This window comes from Pseudomonas sp. LS2P72, from assembly GCF_054897865.1.
On record NZ_CM142708.1, the window covers coordinates 2,095,259 to 2,113,582 of the forward strand.

The 18,324-nt window shown below is 58.9% G+C and carries 17 protein-coding genes; 10 read left to right on the plus strand and 7 right to left on the minus strand.

The window, feature by feature from the left end; translation table 11 throughout:
* Window positions 1–12 precede the first annotated feature (12 nt).
* Together ACYZUA_RS09780 and ACYZUA_RS09785 are read left to right on the plus strand one after the other, a co-directional pair.
* Window positions 13–789: a class II glutamine amidotransferase gene (locus ACYZUA_RS09780; protein ID WP_461962926.1), complete on the plus strand. Its 777-nt coding sequence runs from the start codon at window positions 13–15 to the stop codon at window positions 787–789.
* Window positions 790–801: 12 nt separating this feature from the next.
* Complete coding sequence (locus ACYZUA_RS09785; RefSeq protein ID WP_074874312.1) at window positions 802–1,344, plus strand: DUF2937 family protein; 543 nt, start codon at window positions 802–804, stop codon at window positions 1,342–1,344.
* A 79-nt stretch (window positions 1,345–1,423) separates the two neighbouring features.
* Here the strand turns inward: ACYZUA_RS09785 and ACYZUA_RS09790 are convergent, their stop codons facing one another.
* The 4 genes from ACYZUA_RS09790 to ACYZUA_RS09805 form a co-directional block, all read right to left on the minus strand.
* A complete protein-coding gene (locus ACYZUA_RS09790; protein ID WP_461962927.1) occupies window positions 1,424–3,535 on the minus strand; it encodes a TonB-dependent receptor in 2,112 nt (703 codons plus the stop codon).
* A gap of 13 nt (window positions 3,536–3,548) precedes the next feature.
* Complete coding sequence (locus tag ACYZUA_RS09795; protein WP_461962928.1) at window positions 3,549–4,760, minus strand: MFS transporter; 1,212 nt, start codon at window positions 4,758–4,760, stop codon at window positions 3,549–3,551.
* The gene (locus tag ACYZUA_RS09800) at window positions 4,750–6,672 is read right to left on the minus strand and encodes an IucA/IucC family protein (RefSeq protein ID WP_461962929.1); all 1,923 of its coding nucleotides are present in this window, start codon (window positions 6,670–6,672) and stop codon (window positions 4,750–4,752) included. Before ACYZUA_RS09800 ends, ACYZUA_RS09795 begins: the two co-directional genes overlap by 11 nt.
* A gap of 111 nt (window positions 6,673–6,783) precedes the next feature.
* Window positions 6,784–7,713 carry a LysR family transcriptional regulator gene (locus tag ACYZUA_RS09805; RefSeq protein ID WP_461962930.1) on the minus strand — a complete coding sequence of 310 codons (930 nt, stop codon included), beginning with the start codon at window positions 7,711–7,713 and terminating at the stop codon, window positions 6,784–6,786.
* Window positions 7,714–7,873: 160 nt separating this feature from the next.
* Between ACYZUA_RS09805 and ACYZUA_RS09810 the strand changes: the two genes are divergently transcribed.
* From ACYZUA_RS09810 to ACYZUA_RS09825, 4 genes are all read left to right on the plus strand, one after another.
* Window positions 7,874–9,160, plus strand: coding sequence for an MFS transporter (locus tag ACYZUA_RS09810; RefSeq protein WP_461962931.1), 1,287 nt, complete (start codon window positions 7,874–7,876; stop codon window positions 9,158–9,160).
* A 63-nt stretch (window positions 9,161–9,223) separates the two neighbouring features.
* Window positions 9,224–9,976 carry a 5-oxoprolinase subunit PxpA gene (locus ACYZUA_RS09815; RefSeq protein WP_129442002.1) on the plus strand — a complete coding sequence of 251 codons (753 nt, stop codon included), beginning with the start codon at window positions 9,224–9,226 and terminating at the stop codon, window positions 9,974–9,976.
* A complete protein-coding gene (locus ACYZUA_RS09820; protein WP_461962932.1) occupies window positions 9,973–10,677 on the plus strand; it encodes a 5-oxoprolinase subunit B family protein in 705 nt (234 codons plus the stop codon). Before ACYZUA_RS09815 ends, ACYZUA_RS09820 begins: the two co-directional genes overlap by 4 nt.
* Window positions 10,674–11,600: a 5-oxoprolinase subunit C family protein gene (locus ACYZUA_RS09825; RefSeq protein ID WP_461962933.1), complete on the plus strand. Its 927-nt coding sequence runs from the start codon at window positions 10,674–10,676 to the stop codon at window positions 11,598–11,600. Before ACYZUA_RS09820 ends, ACYZUA_RS09825 begins: the two co-directional genes overlap by 4 nt.
* Window positions 11,601–11,720: 120 nt before the next feature.
* Here the strand turns inward: ACYZUA_RS09825 and ACYZUA_RS09830 are convergent, their stop codons facing one another.
* On the minus strand, window positions 11,721–12,899 hold the full coding sequence (locus ACYZUA_RS09830; RefSeq protein WP_046046088.1) for a vWA domain-containing protein: 1,179 nt from the start codon (window positions 12,897–12,899) through the stop codon (window positions 11,721–11,723).
* A 33-nt stretch (window positions 12,900–12,932) separates the two neighbouring features.
* On the minus strand, window positions 12,933–13,778 hold the full coding sequence (locus ACYZUA_RS09835; protein WP_008153159.1) for an AAA family ATPase: 846 nt from the start codon (window positions 13,776–13,778) through the stop codon (window positions 12,933–12,935).
* A 202-nt stretch (window positions 13,779–13,980) separates the two neighbouring features.
* On the opposite strand from ACYZUA_RS09835, the gene ACYZUA_RS09840 reads away from it, so the two are divergent.
* Both ACYZUA_RS09840 and ACYZUA_RS09845 read left to right on the plus strand, forming a co-directional pair.
* Window positions 13,981–14,211 (plus strand): DUF4160 domain-containing protein, encoded by a 231-nt coding sequence (locus ACYZUA_RS09840; protein WP_033047627.1) that lies wholly within the window; start codon window positions 13,981–13,983, stop codon window positions 14,209–14,211.
* The gene (locus tag ACYZUA_RS09845) at window positions 14,199–14,702 is read left to right on the plus strand and encodes a DUF2442 domain-containing protein (RefSeq protein ID WP_461962935.1); all 504 of its coding nucleotides are present in this window, start codon (window positions 14,199–14,201) and stop codon (window positions 14,700–14,702) included. Before ACYZUA_RS09840 ends, ACYZUA_RS09845 begins: the two co-directional genes overlap by 13 nt.
* On the opposite strand, the gene ACYZUA_RS09850 is transcribed toward ACYZUA_RS09845, so the two are convergent.
* The gene (locus ACYZUA_RS09850; RefSeq protein WP_461962936.1) at window positions 14,699–15,775 is read right to left on the minus strand and encodes a DUF748 domain-containing protein; all 1,077 of its coding nucleotides are present in this window, start codon (window positions 15,773–15,775) and stop codon (window positions 14,699–14,701) included. The genes ACYZUA_RS09845 and ACYZUA_RS09850 overlap by 4 nt on opposite strands.
* A gap of 126 nt (window positions 15,776–15,901) precedes the next feature.
* On the opposite strand from ACYZUA_RS09850, the gene cysK reads away from it, so the two are divergent.
* Entirely contained in the window at window positions 15,902–16,876 is a 975-nt protein-coding gene (cysK, locus tag ACYZUA_RS09855; protein WP_461962937.1) for a cysteine synthase A, read from the plus strand.
* A gap of 211 nt (window positions 16,877–17,087) precedes the next feature.
* Entirely contained in the window at window positions 17,088–18,026 is a 939-nt protein-coding gene (locus tag ACYZUA_RS09860; protein WP_461962938.1) for an aspartyl/asparaginyl beta-hydroxylase domain-containing protein, read from the plus strand.
* Window positions 18,027–18,324 lie beyond the last annotated feature (298 nt).

Below are 18,324 nucleotides of genomic sequence, written 5' to 3' on the forward strand. Positions count from 1 at the left end.
GAGAATCCGAGCATGTGTGAGTTATTGGGCATGAGCGCCAATGTGCCGACCGATATCGTGTTCAGCTTCACCGGGCTGATGCAGCGCGGTGGCCGCACCGGTCCGCACCGTGACGGCTGGGGCATCGCCTTTTACGAGGGTCGTGGCCTGCGCCTGTTTCAGGACCCGGCGGCGAGCTGTGAGTCCGAAGTCGCCAACCTGGTGCAGCGCTATCCGATCAAGAGTGAAGTGGTGATCGGGCACATCCGCCAGGCCAATGTCGGCAAGGTCTGCCTGTCCAATACCCATCCGTTTGTGCGCGAACTGTGGGGCCGTAACTGGTGTTTCGCCCACAACGGCCAGCTCGCGGAGTTTCAACCGATCAAGAGTTTTTACCGCCCCGTCGGCGATACCGACAGCGAAGCGGCGTTCTGCGATTTGCTCAACCGCGTGCGCGCCGCGTTCCCGGAGCCGGTAGAGGTCGAAGAACTGCTGCCAGATCTGGTGGCCGCCTGCGCCGAATACCGCAGCAAAGGCGTGTTCAATTGCCTGCTCAGCGATGGCGATTGGTTGTTCTGCTATTGCTCGACCAAACTGGCGCACATCACTCGTCGTGCACCCTTTGGCCCGGCGCGCTTGAAGGACGTCGATGTGATCGTCGACTTCCAGGCCGAAACCACGCCCAACGACGTGGTCACGGTGATCGCCACCGAACCCTTGACCGAAAACGAAACCTGGACCCGCTACGAACCGGGCCAATGGAGCCTCTGGCGACGCGGTGAATGCGTCAGCCAGGGCAAGACCGAATAAGGATTTCCCCTCATGTTGCTCAGTTATCTACGGCTGGTGTTGTTTGCGGCGGGCCTGTTGATCGGTGTCCAGGTGCCAGGGTTCATCAGCGATTATGCCAAACGGGTCGAAGCGCATCTGATTGAGGCGCAGACCGGTCTGAGCGGTTTTCAGGGCACGGCGAATCAGTTCTTCAAGGGTGACATGCAGGCGTTGGTGGCCCATTACCGCGCCAGCGAAGACCCGATCTTTCGCAGCGATGCCGACAGCCTGAGCACCTTGTTGACCCGTCAGTTGGCCCTGGATAAACAGTTCCAGGCCATGCAGGGCCCGTGGTACATCCGCCTCCTGCAGGTTGCACTGGCGGCTGATCCGGATATTCGCAAGGAAACCTGGAACGGCTACAGCTACCAGATCCTGCTGACGCCGGAAGCAATGATCTGGGGCATGAGCGGGGCGTTGCTGTTGTCGTTCGGCATTGAATGCCTGTTCCGTCTGATCGACTGGGTGGTGCTGGGCGGCAAACGCTTGCGCCAGAGCCGGCCGATCGAAGATCGGGATGTGCGCGGCCTCTAACCCTGTAGCCGGTTTGCCGGCGATTGCCGCGACACGGTATGCCTGGCAAATCGCATCGCTGGCAAGCCGGCTCCTGTTTTTACCAGTCGACCGAGTAGCTCATGCTCAACGTCCGACCTTCGGCATTGGCGTACGGCGCTCTGGCGTTGGCCTGGGTGAACAGGTTCTGGTAGGTGCGGTTGGTCAGGTTGTACACCCCGCCTTCAAGACGACCGACCGGCAGTTGCACGGAGCCGAGCAGGTCCACCAGCGTATAGCCTTCGATGTCGCGTCCGTTATTGTCCTTGGCGGCGGCGTCGTAACTGGACAAATGCATGCCTTGCAGGCGCAGGGTGTAGTCGTCTTCGGTGTAGCCGACGAACAGTGTGGTCTTGGCGGGTGAGATGCGTGTGGCCGGCAGATCGATCCATTTGCCGTTTTGCTCGGTCTCGCCTTTGGCCCAGGCGTAAGTGCCACCCACCGACCAGTGATCGGTCGCGCGGTAGGTCAGGCTGTTTTCGATGCCGCGAACTCGCTCTTTCTGGTTGATCAGGCGTAATACGCGATCATTGGCATCGTAGAACTGGGTCACGTCCGAGGTGTTTTCGTACACGGTGACATCGGCCTGCCATTGGTCCCAGTTACCGCGCCAGCCCAGCTCGTAACTGTCGACCTTGATGGCCTGGGCGTTGAGACTCTGAATGTCGAAGGTGCTGCTGACGTCACGCATGAAGCGCTGGATATCCGGCAGCGAAAACCCCTGGCTGTAATTGGCGAAGATGTCCTGGTTTTCACTCAGGTGGTAGACCGCCCCCAGGTTATACAGCGTGGCATCGTATTTGAGGGTGTCGCCGGGCAGCGTTGCGCGTACGCCGGTCTGGACGATCTGACCATAAGCAATGCTGTCGGAGATGTCGCTTTCGATCCATTCACGGCGCACACCGCCACGCAAGGTCCAGTCACCGATGTCCCAGGACATCTGCCCGAACAGCGATCTGGTGGTGGTTTCGATGTCCGGGCCCAGCTCGTAGGTGGTGCCGGTCTTGGTGTAGGTCAGGCCCTTGAGCGTGTATTGATCACCTCGTTGACGGGAGCGCTCATGATCATAGTCGGCGCCCCAGACCAGGTTGCCCGTGGCGCTGCCGATGGCCGGCAGCGGCGTGTCGATGGCCGCGCGCAGGCCGTAGACATCCTGCACGCTGTTGTTGTCGGAGATCCCGGCCTTGCCCCGCGACAGGTCCGGGAAGAACAGTGCATCGGCGCGACGCCAGTAGCTTTCCAGTTGCAGGCCCTGGCCGTAGAAGTCCTTGTCGGTGTAATTGAGGTTGACCGACTGGTTATGGGTATAGGGTTGGTCGTCGAGTTTCAGCCCTTTGACTGCCACGGCTTGCTGCCGGTTTGTCGGGTCTTTGGTGTAGCCCGTGTCCTGTTGATCCTTGTAGTCCTGCAGCGACAGGCTGAGTTTTTTGTCGGCATCCAGCTCGTAACCGAAACGACCTTGCAGGTCATAGGTTTCGGTGTCCATGTTGCTGCCCTGGGAGGTGTCCTGAGGGATGCGGTTGCCGTTGCCGTCGTACTGATCGTTACGCTGGGTCAGGTCGGCGGAGACGTACCAGTCCAGGGCATCCTTGCGCCCGGTCGCGCTCTGAAAGGCTTCGTAGGCGAAGCCTTTGCGGTTGAGGTTGTTGCCGCTGGTCAGGCCCAGTTTGCTGCTGTAGGCAATTTCCTGGCCCTGATTGCGCTTGGTGATGATGTTGATGATGCCGCCTGAAGCACCGGCACCGTAGATGCTGCTGGCGCCGGAGATTACTTCGATGCGTTCGATGCTGGCCGGGGCGATGCTGTTGAGCTGGCGGAAGTTGTCGCGCGTGGCGTTCTGCGATACGCCGTCGATCAACACCAGCATGTTGCGTCCGCGCAGGGTCTGACCGAAGTTGCTCATCCCGCCACTGGACGGCGCCAGGCCGGGGACCAGTTGCCCGAGGATATCGGCGACCCGGCGACCCGCGCCGCTCTGTTCACGGACCTGCTGTTCGTCGATCACCTGGACCGAGCCCGGAATCGAAGCAATGCTCGCTTCGCTGCGAGTAGCGGAGACAACGGTGGCTTGCATGTTCAAGATGCCGGGCTGCTGCTCGGTATCCTCGGCCCAGGTCTGGGCGCTGAAGGTACTGAGCAGCGGGATCAGCAGGGAGAGCTTGGTCCGGGTCATTATGTGGTCTTTTTTAGTTGTGATAAGTGTGTGGCGATAAGGTTGAGCGGTCAGGCGCGGAGTTGAACGACCGCACCCAGCGGATCCCGATGGCGGCTATGGCGTAGGTCAGCGCCACCAACCAGAAACTGTGAGCCAGGCCGACCAGGCCCATGCCGATCCCGCCAAGGACGACACCGAGCAGAGCGCCAGCCTTTGCCGCGCTGTTGCCGAGGCCGAGCGCGAAGCCCTGCTGGGTTATGGATATGGTGTTGGCGATCAGTGCATAGGCGACGGGCAGCAGGGCGCCTTGCCAGATGCCCCAGACGAGTCGACTGACGAGAAACCCAAGCCATTCGTTGGCCAATGCCGTGGCCGCCAGCGTCAGGGCACACAGCCAGGCCACGCTTTCAATGACGCGCAAGGTGTAGGCCGGCTGCCAACGGTCGAACAGGCGTCCCCACAGCGGTGCGGAAATGGCCAGGGTCGCGGCGCTCGCCGCGTAGGTGGCGCCGATAAGCCAGTTTGGGGCATGCAGAATGTTCGCGACGTACAGCGCGTAGAACGACTGCGGCATCATCTTCGCGGCCTGAATCAACACGATCACCAACAGGATTCCACCGAGCCAGCCTTTGGGCAGGGCCACCGGTTCAACAGCTTTTTTCTTCGAAGTCCGAGCCTTGTCGGCTGGCAGGAAAAAACTCCCCAGTGCGCACAGCAGACAAACCGCCGTCGCGCCATAACAGAGCAGGGCAAACCCCGAGACGTCCATCAGCCAGCCACCCAGCACTGGGCCGATCAGTGAGCCGACGGCGGTTGCCGATTGCAGGCGGGCCAGGGTGTGACCACGTCTGGAACTGTCGCAGCAGGCCAAGGCATAGGCTTGCGCGGCAGCCAGAAAACCGGCCAACGCGCCCTGCATCACGCGAATACCCACCAGCAGCCATGGGTCGAGGGTGATGGCTGCCAACCCTTGGCACATCGCGAGTGCCAGCAACGCCCGAACAATCATCGGTTTGTGTCCGGTGCGATCCCCCAACCGGCCCCACATGGGAGTCAGGAGCATGGCCGCCAGCATCGGACCGGCATAGACCATCGCGGATAACAGTGCGGTGTAGCCGGCGCCCTCCGGCCCGAGCAGATGCTGGATCTGCAAGGGCCAGAACGGGCCGCTCATTTCCATTGCGCCCATGGAGACGAACTGGATGATGATCAGCAGTCGCAAGGCGCGACCGTCAGCAAGCATGGGCGTTTGGTCGCAGCGGGTTACTCAGGCGCCCGACGATGTCGGCATGACTGTCGAGCAAACGCATGCGCATGAACGATTTGGCGGGCCAATCCTGTTCCAGCAAAGCCCGGCGCTCGCTTTCCCAGCGTGCCGGTTCAACGCGGTCGCGCAAGGTCTCGAAGCACTGTGCAACGTGCGATGCCAATTTCTCCCAAAGGATAGTTTCCGGCACATTCCAATGGCGGGCACAGAGCAAAGTCAACTCACCGAGGTGGCACATGAATGTGGTGTGCAGGAGTTTGTCGCGGACAAAGCCGGACTCGTCATACAGGGTCATTTTCGGATCGTGCAACTGGATATCCAGGCCCTTGGCGTGCAGGGTTTTGCGATCGATACGAACGTCACCGAAATCACGCAACAGCAGCCGATTCAACTGCCCGTCAGCGCCCATCACCATGAAACTGTTTTGCTGATGCGCTTCGAACGCCACGCCATACATCAGGTAAATGCCCAGCAGACTCGGTACGGCAATCGACAGGTAATCATCGAAGAACGCCAACATGGCCTCGCTGTCGTCACTGCCCTGAGCCAGTCTTACCCAATCACGCAGCAGCGGTTGTTCGAATTCGTTGACGGCGAACAGGCTGCCGACCGGCACCGCCAACTCGCCTTCTTGCAGGAGGGTAAGCGGGTTGTCGCGATACAGTACGGCAGCATGTCGGGAGCGCTCGTCATCGGCCGGCAGTGGTGCGTAGTGCACGCCGATGCGCTCGGGAACGATGTTCAGCAGACGCTGAATCTGCGGCTCCTGATCGAGAATATCCAATACCAGTTGGCTGATGCGCGGACCCATCCGGGCGGAGCGCGGCGACACGGTGCGCTGCACGCTGGTCAGTCGCAAAGCCACCGGCAGTTTGACCATCGGCGCCACGCGACTGGCCTCCGGCAGGACCGTGCGGAAGGACATGGTCGAGTGGCCGGTAAAAGCCACGATGTCAGTGACGATCAGCAGGTTGTCGGCGATCTCGTTGGCGAACGAATGTGGTAGCTCTTCATGGGCTTGCCATGGGTGCGATGGGAGCGGGAGGTAGTCCTTTATTTCCAGACCCAGCTGTTGCAAATGGCGTTGCAATTGCTCGGCGGCCTGTGGGAAGTGACCTTGCCACCAGTCCCAGTAATCGGCGGTACCCGCCAGCGCTTCGACGTGTGTGTACTTGCGGTGCAGGGCGCACAGGACAATCGGAAAACTGGCTTCGAATTCTGGCGAGAAAGCGATGACCTGAGCGGCGCTCAAGCCCAGTTTGGTCTTGTAGTTCGGGTGCCACGGATGGCCGAGAGTGCCCCACTGTTCGAGCAGTGACGTCGGGTTCTGGTGGCTGGGGCCGGCTTTGAGCCAAGCGAGCAGATTGTCGTCGTACTCGGTATCGATCTGCTCTCTCAGGCGCTCGGTCCATCCATGGTGAAACGCCAGGCACAGGGTGTCGTTGCTGAAGCTGTCATCCAGTTCCAGGGCCAGACGTTCCAGTACCTGCGGTGAAGCTGGCGGGTTGAGCTGAGTGCTGAGGTGAGCGAGCAATTCGCTGGGCAGCTGGATTTTGTGGGGCAGTCTGTCGGGGGTGTGCAGGACGATGCTGCCGCGCACGTCCCAGCTGTTCATTCTTCCGCCGGACAAGTGCTCGAAGCAAAGATGCGCACCATCGCCAAGCGGCAGCCAGCAGTGACTATTGTCGTCGTATTGGCAAGCATCGGGGTTGATCAGACCTTCACGAAACAGCGCCTGGATCAGGCGTTGGAAGCAGCGCTGGGCGGCGGGCTCGAGCGCATTGCTCAAATGATCGAGGGTGATGCGGTGGGACTGGAAAGCCTCAGTGCCGAGGGCTTCGCTCCAGTGAGCGAGCAATTGCTGCTGTTTTTGCGTGTAGGCGCGCATCAGGTCCGATTCCTTGTGGACAGTTGTTTAGCTGAAAGCGCGCAGAGAATACCGTCATGAAAAAATAATGCAAATGATAGTGGTTCATATTTAAAACTTGGGAAATGTCCTTCAGATCCTGACCATGGGCTTGCTCAAAACGATGTACTGCTCGCCCACTTTCTGCGCATAGCGCTCCACGACGTGCTGACACAACGCCACGATTTCTTCGACCCACTCCACGCCAACCCGCCACGACACCACCACCTGCAAATTCGGTGGCCGTTGATCGATGGCCAGCAAGGTCAATTCCCCCCGCGCCAGTTCCTCGGCGACCAGCACCGGCGGCAGCGCGCCAATACCGAAACCGTCCCGCAGCAACCGGGTGATCGCCGATACCGAGTTCACGCAGTTCAACCGTGGCGTCATGATGCCGTTGGCCTGCATCAGGGCGAGAATCTCCTGATGCGGATGGGAGTTTTTCGAATAGGTAATGATCCGTTCCCGCGCCAGGTCGGCAATCCCTGAATACTCGCGGTTGTAGATCGAGTTAGTCGCCACAATCCAGCCCATCGGGTGACTGGCCAGCTCAAGGCTGCGCACACTTTCCTGACGCAACAGGTCGGTTTGCAGGATCAGATCGAGGAAGCCTTTTTGCAGCTGATCGCAGAGGTTGAGTGCGGTATCGGCCACTAACTCGATTTCCACCAGCGGATAGTGATCCATCATTTGCGCCACCAACGGGCTCAACCAGGTATGGATGACCGTGTCCATCACGCCAATGCGAACCCGTCCGACTTTGCTCGAGCGGGTTTCGATCGACTGCTTGAGGGCTTGCATGGTGTCCATCATTTGCTCGGCGTATTCGAGCACTTTCAAGCCTTCGGGCGTCAGGCTCACGCCGCGTGAGTCGCGCAGGAACAGCTTCACCCCGAGCTCGCTTTCGAGTACGGCAATGCGACTGGAAATCGACGCCTGGGTGGTGAAGAGCTTGTCTGCCGTCAGGCGAAAACTCTTGAGTCGAGCGACCCAGACAAAGGTCTCGAGAAACTTCAGGTTCATGGGGTCAGCTCTTGCAACAAAGATTTCTTATGTCTAGGGCGGGTTTTTATTAGTTGGACGCAGCAGGGCAAGGCGCCCAAAAATCAGGCCATCCGGTTCCCACGATAGGCGTCGTCGGGGCTCAGAACAATACCAATAAAAATTAGCGCGGAGATTTGCCATGAGTGCGCCCGACACGCTCGACATCCCCAAAGCCACGGTTCGCCCGGGACCTTTCGACTGGTACCGCAACATCAATCAACAGGAACGTCGCACCTTCTGGAGCTGCAAGATTGGCTATGGCCTGGACGGCATGGACACGCAGATGCTCAGCTTCGTGGTGCCAACCCTGATTGCGATGTGGGGCATCACCACCGGCGAGGCCGGGCTGATTCACACCAGCACCCTGATCGCCTCGGCCATTGGTGGTTGGGTGGCGGGGATTCTGTCCGACCGCATCGGTCGCGTACGCACTCTGCAACTGACCGTTCTGTGGTTCGCTTTCTTCACCTTCCTCTGCGGTTTCGCCCAAAACTACGAACAACTGCTGATCAGCCGCACGCTGATGGGCTTCGGTTTCGGCGGTGAATGGACCGCCGGCGCGGTGTTGATGGGTGAAGTGATTCGCGCCAAGGACCGCGGCAAAGCGGTGGGCATGGTGCAATCCGGCTGGGCATTGGGTTGGGGGCTGACGGCGATTTTGTATGCGCTGCTGTTCTCGGTACTGCCGCCGGAAGACGCCTGGCGCGCTCTGTTCATCCTTGGCATCGTGCCGGCGATCTTTGTGATCTTCGTCCGCCGACTGGTCAAGGACCCGGAAATCTATCGCGAAGCCAAGGCCAAGGAAGAACCCAGCAACACGGCAAAATTCTACGAGATCTTCGCTCCCGGCATCCTGTTCACCACGATTCGCGCGTCGGTGCTGACCACCGGTGCTCTGGGCGGTTACTACGCGATCACCTCCTGGTTGCCGACCTTTCTGAAGAACGAACGCGGTTTGAGCGTACTCGGTACGGGCGGTTATCTGGCGATGGTGATCGTCGGGTCCTACGTCGGTTACGTCATCAGCGCGTATTTGACTGACATCCTCGGGCGTAAAAAGAACTTCATTCTGTTCGCGGTCGGCTCGTTCACCATTGTTCTGCTCTACACCCAATTGCCGGTCAGCAATGGCGTGATGCTCTGGCTGGGCTTTCCTCTGGGCTTCTTCGCTTCGGGGATCTTCAGCGGCATGGGCGCATTTTTGACCGAGCTGTTTCCAACGCGGATTCGCGGTTCGGGTCAGGGCTTTTGCTACAACATTGGCCGGGCGCTGGCGGCGTTGTTCCCACTGTTGATCGGCTTGATGAGCCAGAAGGTGCCATTGAGCGTGGGAATCGGTGCTTTTGCGGCGGTGTCCTACGGGGTGGTGATCCTGGCGGCTCTGAGCTTGCCGGAAACCCGTGGCAAACAACTCGAAGCCGAGTAACTGATAATCTGAGGGCAAATGCCTTCTAGATAGAAAAGAACAAAACTTACAGGAGTGTTCACCGTGAGCCGCCTGCTATTGAACTGCGACATCGGCGAGAGTTTCGGCAACTGGACCATGGGTCTGGACGCCGAGGTCATGCCCTTCATCGATTGCGCCAACATCGCCTGCGGCTTCCACGCCGGCGACCCGAGCATCATGCGCAAGACCGTCAGCCTGGCCTTGAGCAACGGGGTTCAGATCGGTGCTCACCCGGCCTATCAGGACCTTGTGGGGTTCGGCCGCCGTTCCATGGCCTACACCGCCCAGGAACTTCAGGACATTGTGCATTACCAGATCGGCGCTCTCGACGGCATTTGCCGGGCACAGGGCGGGCGGGTGAGTTACGTCAAGCCGCACGGCGCGATGTACAACGACATGATGGCCAACCCGGCGCAATTGCGCGCGGTGCTTCAGGCCGTGGCGTCCTATGATCGCGAGTTACCGCTGATGTTGATGGCCACTCGCGACAACAGCGCGGCCCAACAGTTGGGCGATGAATACGGCGTGACCCTGTGGTTCGAAGCCTTCGCCGATCGCGCTTACGACAGCGCGGGAATGCTGGTTTCGCGGCAACTGCCGGGCGCGGTGCATCACGATCCCGAAACAATCATCGAACAGGCGCTGACCATTGCCCGCGGCGGCAACCTCACGGCCAGCGATGGCAGCGCCTTGCACTTGCAAGCCAACACCCTTTGCGTACACGGCGACAATGCCAGTTCGGTAGCCGCTGTGCGGCGTATTCGCGAAGCACTTGATCAGCAGAGCGCGCCATGAAAATCCGGGTAGAAGTGGTGGCGCTGGATTGCTTGATGGTGCGCCTGTTCGATGAGATAGCCGAAGCGAACATGCCGTGGATGCTCGCCGCCAGTGAAAGTCTGCGTGCTGCGTTCGCCGGGCATCTGATCGATCTGGTGCCGTCCTATACGACGTTGATGGTGCATTACAATCTGACCGCGTTGAGTCCGGCCCAGGCTCGGGAGCTGATCGCCGAGGCCTTGATCGATCTGTCGCCCAACGCCTGCACCCACGGCAAATGTCATGTGCTGCCGGTCTGGTATGACTTGAGCGTTGGCCCGGAGTTGAGCCTGTTGTCCCAGCGCAGCGGATTGGCCATGGATGAAGTGATCCGTCGCCACAGCGAGCGCGAATATCAGGTATTCGCCTTGGGTTTTGCGCCGGGTTTCGCCTTCATGGGGCTGGTGGAAGAAGCGCTGGCCGCGCCGCGTCTGAACACTCCGCGTAAAAAAGTGGCTGCGGGAAGCGTCGGCATCGCCGAACGCCAAACCGCCGCTTACCCGGTGGTATCCCCCGGTGGCTGGAATCTGATCGGTCGCACCCCGGCCAAATTGTTCGACCGCGAACGCGACGGCTACAGCCTGATGCAACCCGGCGACACGGTGCGCTTCGAAGCCGTCAGCCATGCCGAATTCATCAATCTGGGCGGTGATGACACGCCGTTGGAGGCGCAGGCATGAGCCGTCTATCAATAGAAGCGAGTACACCGCTGTGCCTGTTGCAGGACGCTGGCCGTTTCGGCGTTCGGCATCTGGGCGTGACCCAGGGTGGGGCGGCGGATTGGCGATCGATGTCGTGGGCCAATTGGTTGCTGGGCAATGGCCTGGATGCACCGGTGATTGAAATCACCCTCGGCGGGTTTACTGTCGTTGCCGAAGAGGATTGCGTGCTGGCATTGGCCGGGGCGGATCTGGGGGCGCAGGTGGATGGCGAGGCGGTGGCGCCGTGGCGCAGCTTCAGGCTGAACAAAGGTCAGCAATTGCAATTCATTCAACCGGTGTTGGGTGCTCGGGCTTATTTGGCAGCCCCGGGCGGATTTGATGCGCCAAAGGTGTTGGGCAGCAGCGCAACGGTGGTCCGTGAGGAACTTGGCGGACTAGATGGCATGGGCCGGGCGTTGGCCAAAGATGCGCAGTTGAGCTACTCGGGCAGCTCGCTGCTCCTGCTGCGGGAATTGGCGCACGAACAGGTGCCGGATTTCAAACTCGACGCGCCACTGGACCTGGTGCTCGGTGCCCAGATCGGCGAGTTCAGTGGACAGAGTTTGTTCGATGCGTTCAACAGCGTCTGGACCCTCGACAGCCGTGCCGACCGAATGGGCATCCGCTTGCTGGGAACGGCGTTGCAGTATCAGGGTAAGCCGATGATTTCCGAAGGCATCCCGCTGGGTGCGGTTCAGGTGCCGCCGGACGGGCAGCCGATTGTGTTGCTCAATGATCGGCAGACCATTGGTGGCTATCCGCGATTGGGGGCGTTGACGCCGTTGGCGTTGGCGCGATTGGCGCAGTGTCTGCCGGGGACAAAGGTGCGGTTAAAACCGGTGGTGCAGGATGTCGCACATCGGGAACAAATCGAGTATCTACGCCGGTTTTTAGAGCGCTAAAAGCTTCGCGAGCAGGCTCGCTTCCACAATGGATTTTGGTCGTACACAAATAATGTGTTCGCTGGAGATCAACTGTGGGAGCGAGCCTGCTCGCGATAGCGTCAGACCAGACAACAGAGATTACTTGGAAAGAAACCGCATCCCTTCTTCCAACCCCCGCAACGTCAGCGGGTACATCTGGTCGTTAATCAAGTCCCGCACGATGTTGGTCGACGACGTATAGCCCCACGTATCTTTCGGATACGGGTTGATCCATATGACCTTCTTGTACTTCTCCATGAACCGCTGCATCCACACATAACCCGCTTCTTCGTTCCAGTGCTCGACGCTGCCGCCGGCCTGGGTGATTTCGTACGGCGCCATGGCGGCGTCACCGATGAAGATCACTTTGTAGTCGGCGCCGTATTTGTGCAGCAGATCCTGGGTCGAGGTGCGCTCGGACGTGCGCCGCATGTTGTTCTTCCACACCGATTCATAAATGAAGTTGTGGAAGTAGAAGTACTCCAAATGCTTGAACTCGGTCTTGCAGGCCGAAAACAGCTCTTCACAGATCTTCACGTGGGCGTCCATCGAGCCGCCGATGTCGAACAGCAGCAACAATTTCACGGTATTGCGCCGCTCCGGACGCATCTGAATATTCAGCAACCCGGCATCGCGTGCGGTGTGGTCGATGGTGCCATCGATGTCCAGTTCTTCTGCCGCACCCTGGCGCGCGAATTTGCGCAGCCGCCGCAGGGCGACCTTGATGTTGCGCGTGCCCAGCTCCACCGAATCGTCGAGATTCTTGTACTCGCGCTGATCCCAGACCTTGACCGCTTTGCCCTGGCGTTTGCCGGCATCGCCGACGCGAATGCCTTCCGGGTTGAAGCCGCCGGAGCCAAACGGACTGGTACCGCCCGTGCCGATCCACTTGTTGCCGCCGGCATGGCGTTCTTTCTGTTCTTCGAGGCGTTTCTTGAACTCTTCGATCAGCTTGTCCAGCCCGCCGAGGGACTGGATCGCCGCCCGCTCTTCGTCGGTCAGCGAACGCTCGAATTCCTTGCGCAGCCAGTCTTCCGGGATCAATGCCTGAAGATGATCATCGAGTTTTTCCAGGCCATTGAAATAGGCACCAAACGCCCGGTCGAATTTGTCGAAATGCTTTTCATCCTTCACCAGAATCGCCCGGGACAAGTAATAAAACTCGTCCATGTCAGCGAAGGTCACGCGCTGCTTCAGCGCGTTGATCAGGTCCAGCAGCTCCCGTACCGAGACCGGTACTTTGGCTGCGCGCATTTCATTGAACAGGTTAAGCAGCATGGCTATCGCCCTCTATCTTGTTAAACAGAGGGATCAGCGAGTGCCGCGACGGCTCATGAACGCCAGACGCTCAAGCAATTGCACGTCCTGTTCGTTCTTCACCAAGGCGCCGGCCAGCGGTGGAATGGCCTTGGTCGGATCGCGCTCGCGCAGTACCGCTTCGCCGATGTTGTCGGCCATCAGCAGCTTCAGCCAGTCCACCAGTTCGGAGGTCGATGGCTTCTTCTTCAGGCCCGGCACTTTGCGCACGTCGAAGAACACGTCCAGCGCTTCGCTGACCAGGTCTTTCTTGATGTTCGGGTAGTGTACATCGACGATCCTCTGCATCGTGGTGCGATCCGGGAAGGCGATGTAGTGGAAGAAGCAGCGGCGCAGGAAGGCGTCCGGCAGTTCTTTCTCGTTGTTGGAGGTAATGATGATGATCGGGCGTTTCTTGGCCTTGATGGTCTCGTCGATCTCGTAAACGTAGAACTCCATCTTGTCGAGTTCTTGCAGCAGGTCGTTCGGGAACTCGATGTCAGCCTTGTCGATTTCGTCGATCAGCAGGATCACCCGTTCTTCGGACTCGAAGGCTTCCCAGAGCTTGCCCTTTTTCAGGTAGTTGCGAACGTCGTGAACCTTTTCCGTGCCCAGTTGCGAGTCGCGCAGACGGCTGACCGCGTCGTACTCGTACAGGCCTTGATGCGCCTTGGTGGTGGACTTGATGTGCCAGGTGATCAATTTGGCGCCAAAGGACTCGGCCAGTTGCTCGGCGAGCATTGTTTTACCAGTGCCCGGCTCGCCCTTGACCAGCAGCGGACGCTCCAGCGTGATGGCGGCGTTGACCGCCAGCTTCAGGTCATCGGTGGCGACGTAGGCCTGGGTGCCTTCGAACTTCATCTGCTAATCCTCGAACGGTGATGCCGACCTGAACGGGGCAGGGCGGGGCGCAATAATTGTAGTACCCGACTATAACGCGGTGCCCGGTCGACTGTGAACGCAGACGGCTTATTCAGTCTCTGAATGGGGCGTCACATCTTGACTCAGTCTCGGCCGCTAGCCAGTATTGAGCTATCGCCATTTTGGCGATAGCTTGCGGGGCATGTCTACTAAATACCGGTTTCGCGATACGTACCGCATTCAGTTGCGCGAGAAGGATCATCCGCCACCCCATGTCCACCTGACGGGTGGTGGGCTGGACGTCATGCTCAGCCTTGAGACCGTCGAAGTGATGGTGGGCAAGGCGCCGCCGCTGATTATCAAGGAAGCGCTGGAGTGGGTCAGGGCCCATCAGGTGCAATTGCTGGAGGATTGGAAACGATGTTACCCATGAAACGACCACGGCTGTCGTCCGTGCAGGCGTTGCCGGATCACCGCCTTATGCTGACCTTTATCGACGGTCAGCAACTGAACCTCGATTTGAGTCGGGACCTGCGCGCCTACCCTGGGTTGCAGCCATTGCTGGAGGCTGGCGCTTTCGAAGGGGCAACCTTGGGTGATGAAGGCTGGAGCGTTGAGTGGCCCGAACTGGACATCCAGATCGGCGCTGACACCCTTTATCTGGATGCACTCGCACAAAATGCGTTGGACGAAAACACCCGGATCTTCATCGACTGGCGCGCTCGCACCGGGCTGCCGCTCAATCAGGCGGCCGAAGCGTTGGGGGTCAGTGCCCGCAGCATCACGCGTTACAGCAGTGGTCGTGAAGCCGTTCCGCGATCGCTGGCACTGGCCTGCCTGGGCTGGGATTTCTTGCAGCAGCAATCGAATCCGGCGCGGGCGGCGGAAGACACCGGTCGTTACATCGTCACCCGAAAACCCTAGCCCGCATCCGGTTTTGGCCGTTCGTATTGGGCATTGAACGCCTGGATGAAACCATTACGCAAAATCTGCAAAAAAGCCTCGAATGCGCTGATATTTCGCTGATGCACGCTGCCCCTGAGTTGGACGCGAGTGGCAAACTGGTTTTTCGGCTGGTTCTTCAACACATTCTCGGTGCCCCCGACGATGGCCTCCCAAATGGAACGGAAAATCCCTTTGTTCTTGTTCTCGACGTCCTGCTGCCAATTGAACACGTCGACGTCCTTCAGCAGCGGTTTGATGTAACCCGTCAATTGAGCTTTTTTAGCCTCGGCTTCAATGACCACATCACCGTGACCGGCATTGAAGTCGAACTTGCCATAGGCCGAGGCGAAGTCGTTCATGCGTTTGAGTTCGATGTCCTTGACCCGCAGGCGGAACTCGAAATCTTCAAAGTTGCTTAAAGGGTCAAAGGTTGCGGTGGTTTCCAGTGGCGCGTGCCCGAGTAACAGCGCCTTGCCCTCGAAGCGAGCGTCGCGTTTGCCTTTGGTGTCGACCACGTTGGTCAGGTTGTAAATGCTGGCATTAACCTGGGTGGCATTCATGTTCACGGGCGGTTTTGAATTGAAGTTTCGAAAGGTGATCCGCCCGTCGTTGATCCGCACTTCGTTAAGGGTTATCGGCAACAATTTTTCCAATTGTGCTCGCCAGTCGGTGCCCTCACCGGTCTGGGAGTTTTTCTTGTTGGCACCGCCGTCGACGAAGTTCACCTCGGGTTTGTCGAACTGCGCCTCGGCCACCACTGCGTGGTCATGCCAGAGCGAGTGCCAGCTGATGGAGAGGTCAATCAATGGCGCGTTGACGAAAGGCACCGGGACCTTGCCATTGACCTTGACGATTTTCAGTCCATTGATTTTGTAGGCGCCGCGCCACAGGGCCAGGTCCACATCAGTGATCTGGCCACGGTAGTCACCCATGTCTGCCAGCTTGTCATTCAGGTAGTCGCGCACCATATAGGGCAGGGCGATGTGCAGGGCAACCAGCAACACAACGAGGCCGGCGAGGATCCATAGGGGCCAACTGTATCGGCGTTTCATGATGGCAAATCTCTGGCGTTGTAAAGCCATTGACTGCTGTGGTTACAGGACGTTCGACTGACTGGACGATCAAGGGCAACAGGCATACCTTTGTGAGCTTATTTAACGCTGTATAAGGACCCAGCCATGAGCCGTATCTACGCTGACAACGCCCATTCCATCGGCAATACACCGCTGGTGCAGATCAACCGTCTCGCCCCGCGCGGCGTGACCATCCTGGCCAAGATCGAGGGGCGTAACCCCGGTTACTCGGTCAAGTGCCGGATCGGTGCGAACATGATCTGGGACGCCGAAAGCACCGGCAAACTCAAGCCTGGCATGACCATCGTCGAACCGACCTCAGGCAATACCGGTATCGGCCTGGCGTTCGTTGCTGCGGCTCGCGGTTACAAGCTGATGCTGACCATGCCGGCGTCCATGAGTATCGAACGACGCAAAGTGCTCAAGGCACTGGGGGCCGAACTGGTGCTGACCGAACCGGCCAAGGGCATGAAAGGAGCCATCGAGAAGGCTGCTGAAATTGTCGCCAGCGACCCGGCTGCCTACTTCATGCCGTCGCAGTTTGAAAACCCGGCCAACCCGGCCATCCACGAAAAAACGACCGGTCCGGAAATCTGGAACGACACCGACGGTGCAGTTGACGTACTGGTGGCAGGCGTCGGAACGGGTGGAACCATTACCGGGATTTCGCGGTATATCAAGAACACCCAGGGCAAACCGATTATTTCGGTGGCGGTGGAGCCAGCGGTGTCGCCGGTCATCACCCAGGCAATGGCCGGTGAAGAAATCAAGCCGAGCCCTCACAAGATCCAGGGTATTGGTGCCGGTTTTGTGCCGAAGAATCTCGATCTGTCGATGGTCGATCGGGTTGAGTTGGTCAGCGATGAAGAATCCAAGGCCATGGCCCGGCGCCTGATGCAGGAAGAAGGGATTTTGAGCGGCATTTCCTGCGGCGCCGCCATGGCGGTGGCCGTCCGCCTGGCAGAAACCCCGGAAATGCAGGGCAAGACCATCGTGGTGATCCTGCCGGACTCCGGTGAACGCTACCTGTCGAGCATGCTGTTCAGTGATCTGTTTACCGAGCAGGAGAATCAGCAATAGGCGTTGCGATTTTTTGATCCAGTGGGAGGGGGATGATTCAGGTCAGCCCCCGTTCAGGAACCTTATGTTAAGAAGGGCTTTACTGAGTAATCCTTAACACTGAATGTTGAGATACACGGGTTCTTCCCAAGGCCGGTAGTGTGGATGATGGCCGGCTGCCACGTCGGGTAAATGGCATGGTGCAAAGTTGTCTACTATCAAGGAGTTGTTGATGACCGTTTCCCTTGCCGCAAAGGCGTCGTTTTTGCTGCTGTTCTTCGGCAGCACGCTCTATGTGCATTTGCGCGGCAAGGCGCGTTTGCCGGTCTTGCGTCAGTTCGTCAACCACTCGGCTTTGTTCGCACCCTATAACGCCTTGATGTACCTGTTCTCCAGCGTGCCATCCAAACCCTATCTTGACCGCAGCAAGTTCCCGGAACTGGATGTGCTCAAGGACAACTGGGAAGTCATCCGCGACGAAGCGATGCATTTGTTCGACGAGGGTTATATCCGCGTCGCCGAAAGAAACAACGACGCCGGCTTCGGTTCGTTCTTCAAGAAAGGCTGGAAGCGTTTTTACCTCAAGTGGTACGACAAACCGCTGCCATCGGCCGAAACCCTGTGCCCGAAAACCGTGGCACTGCTCAGCAGCATTCCCAACGTCAAAGGCGCCATGTTCGCGTTGCTGCCAGGCGGCAGCCACCTCAACCCGCACCGTGATCCGTTCGGCGGTTCCCTGCGTTATCACTTGGGGCTGTCGACGCCGAACTCCGACGATTGCCGGATCTTCGTCGACGGTCAGGTCTACGCCTGGCGCGATGGCGAAGACGTGATGTTCGACGAAACCTATGTGCATTGGGTCAAGAATGAAACCGACAAGACTCGGGTCATTCTGTTTTGCGACATCGAACGACCGCTGAGCAACCGCCTGATGACCCTCGCCAATCGCTGGATCAGCGGATTTCTGGGGCGCGCCACTGCGCCGCAGAATCTTGATGATGAACGTGTTGGCGGAATTAACCAGGTTTATGCCTGGAGCAAGACCTCCAGCGACAGGTTCAGCGGTGTGATCAAACGATGGAAGCGTCGAAATCCCAAGGCCTACCGTGTACTGCGACCGGTGTTGGCGGTGGTGGTGCTGACGTTGTTGGGGTATTGGTTGTTTGGCTGATACCGATTCCTGGATAAAAAAACCGCTCCTTGTGAGTAATGCCAATCAGTTAAGCCAAAACGCGATCCGTAGCAGCTGGCGTTGCAGCGAGCTGTTTTTACTGGCCATTGCAATCCATGTCAGTCGCTGGTTATAGTCGGCGCTCGGCGGTTTTCCAACTAGCCGTTCCACCCTTCAAAAAAGATCAGCCCATGCCAGCTTCCCTCATCAACGCGGTAGTCGATTCAGCGGTCAACGCTGGCGTCGTGCCGTGTGGGAATCTGCAGCCTGCGCAGATCAGTCATTACCCTCCACCTGT

Excerpts from the sequence above, each read along its gene's own strand:
- ACYZUA_RS09780 (WP_461962926.1), top strand. The coding sequence starts at position 13 with ATGTGTGAGTTATTGGGCATGAGCGCCAATGTGCCGACCGATATCGTG.
- ACYZUA_RS09785 (WP_074874312.1), top strand. The coding sequence starts at position 802 with ATGTTGCTCAGTTATCTACGGCTGGTGTTGTTTGCGGCGGGCCTGTTG.
- ACYZUA_RS09790 (WP_461962927.1), bottom strand. The coding sequence starts at position 3,535 with ATGACCCGGACCAAGCTCTCCCTGCTGATCCCGCTGCTCAGTACCTTC.
- ACYZUA_RS09795 (WP_461962928.1), bottom strand. The coding sequence starts at position 4,760 with ATGCTTGCTGACGGTCGCGCCTTGCGACTGCTGATCATCATCCAGTTC.
- ACYZUA_RS09800 (WP_461962929.1), bottom strand. The coding sequence starts at position 6,672 with ATGCGCGCCTACACGCAAAAACAGCAGCAATTGCTCGCTCACTGGAGC.
- ACYZUA_RS09805 (WP_461962930.1), bottom strand. The coding sequence starts at position 7,713 with ATGAACCTGAAGTTTCTCGAGACCTTTGTCTGGGTCGCTCGACTCAAG.
- ACYZUA_RS09810 (WP_461962931.1), top strand. The coding sequence starts at position 7,874 with ATGAGTGCGCCCGACACGCTCGACATCCCCAAAGCCACGGTTCGCCCG.
- ACYZUA_RS09820 (WP_461962932.1), top strand. The coding sequence starts at position 9,973 with ATGAAAATCCGGGTAGAAGTGGTGGCGCTGGATTGCTTGATGGTGCGC.
- ACYZUA_RS09825 (WP_461962933.1), top strand. The coding sequence starts at position 10,674 with ATGAGCCGTCTATCAATAGAAGCGAGTACACCGCTGTGCCTGTTGCAG.
- ACYZUA_RS09830 (WP_046046088.1), bottom strand. The coding sequence starts at position 12,899 with ATGCTGCTTAACCTGTTCAATGAAATGCGCGCAGCCAAAGTACCGGTC.
- ACYZUA_RS09835 (WP_008153159.1), bottom strand. The coding sequence starts at position 13,778 with ATGAAGTTCGAAGGCACCCAGGCCTACGTCGCCACCGATGACCTGAAG.
- ACYZUA_RS09840 (WP_033047627.1), top strand. The coding sequence starts at position 13,981 with ATGTCTACTAAATACCGGTTTCGCGATACGTACCGCATTCAGTTGCGC.
- ACYZUA_RS09845 (WP_461962935.1), top strand. The coding sequence starts at position 14,199 with ATGTTACCCATGAAACGACCACGGCTGTCGTCCGTGCAGGCGTTGCCG.
- ACYZUA_RS09850 (WP_461962936.1), bottom strand. The coding sequence starts at position 15,775 with ATGAAACGCCGATACAGTTGGCCCCTATGGATCCTCGCCGGCCTCGTT.
- cysK (WP_461962937.1), top strand. The coding sequence starts at position 15,902 with ATGAGCCGTATCTACGCTGACAACGCCCATTCCATCGGCAATACACCG.
- ACYZUA_RS09860 (WP_461962938.1), top strand. The coding sequence starts at position 17,088 with ATGACCGTTTCCCTTGCCGCAAAGGCGTCGTTTTTGCTGCTGTTCTTC.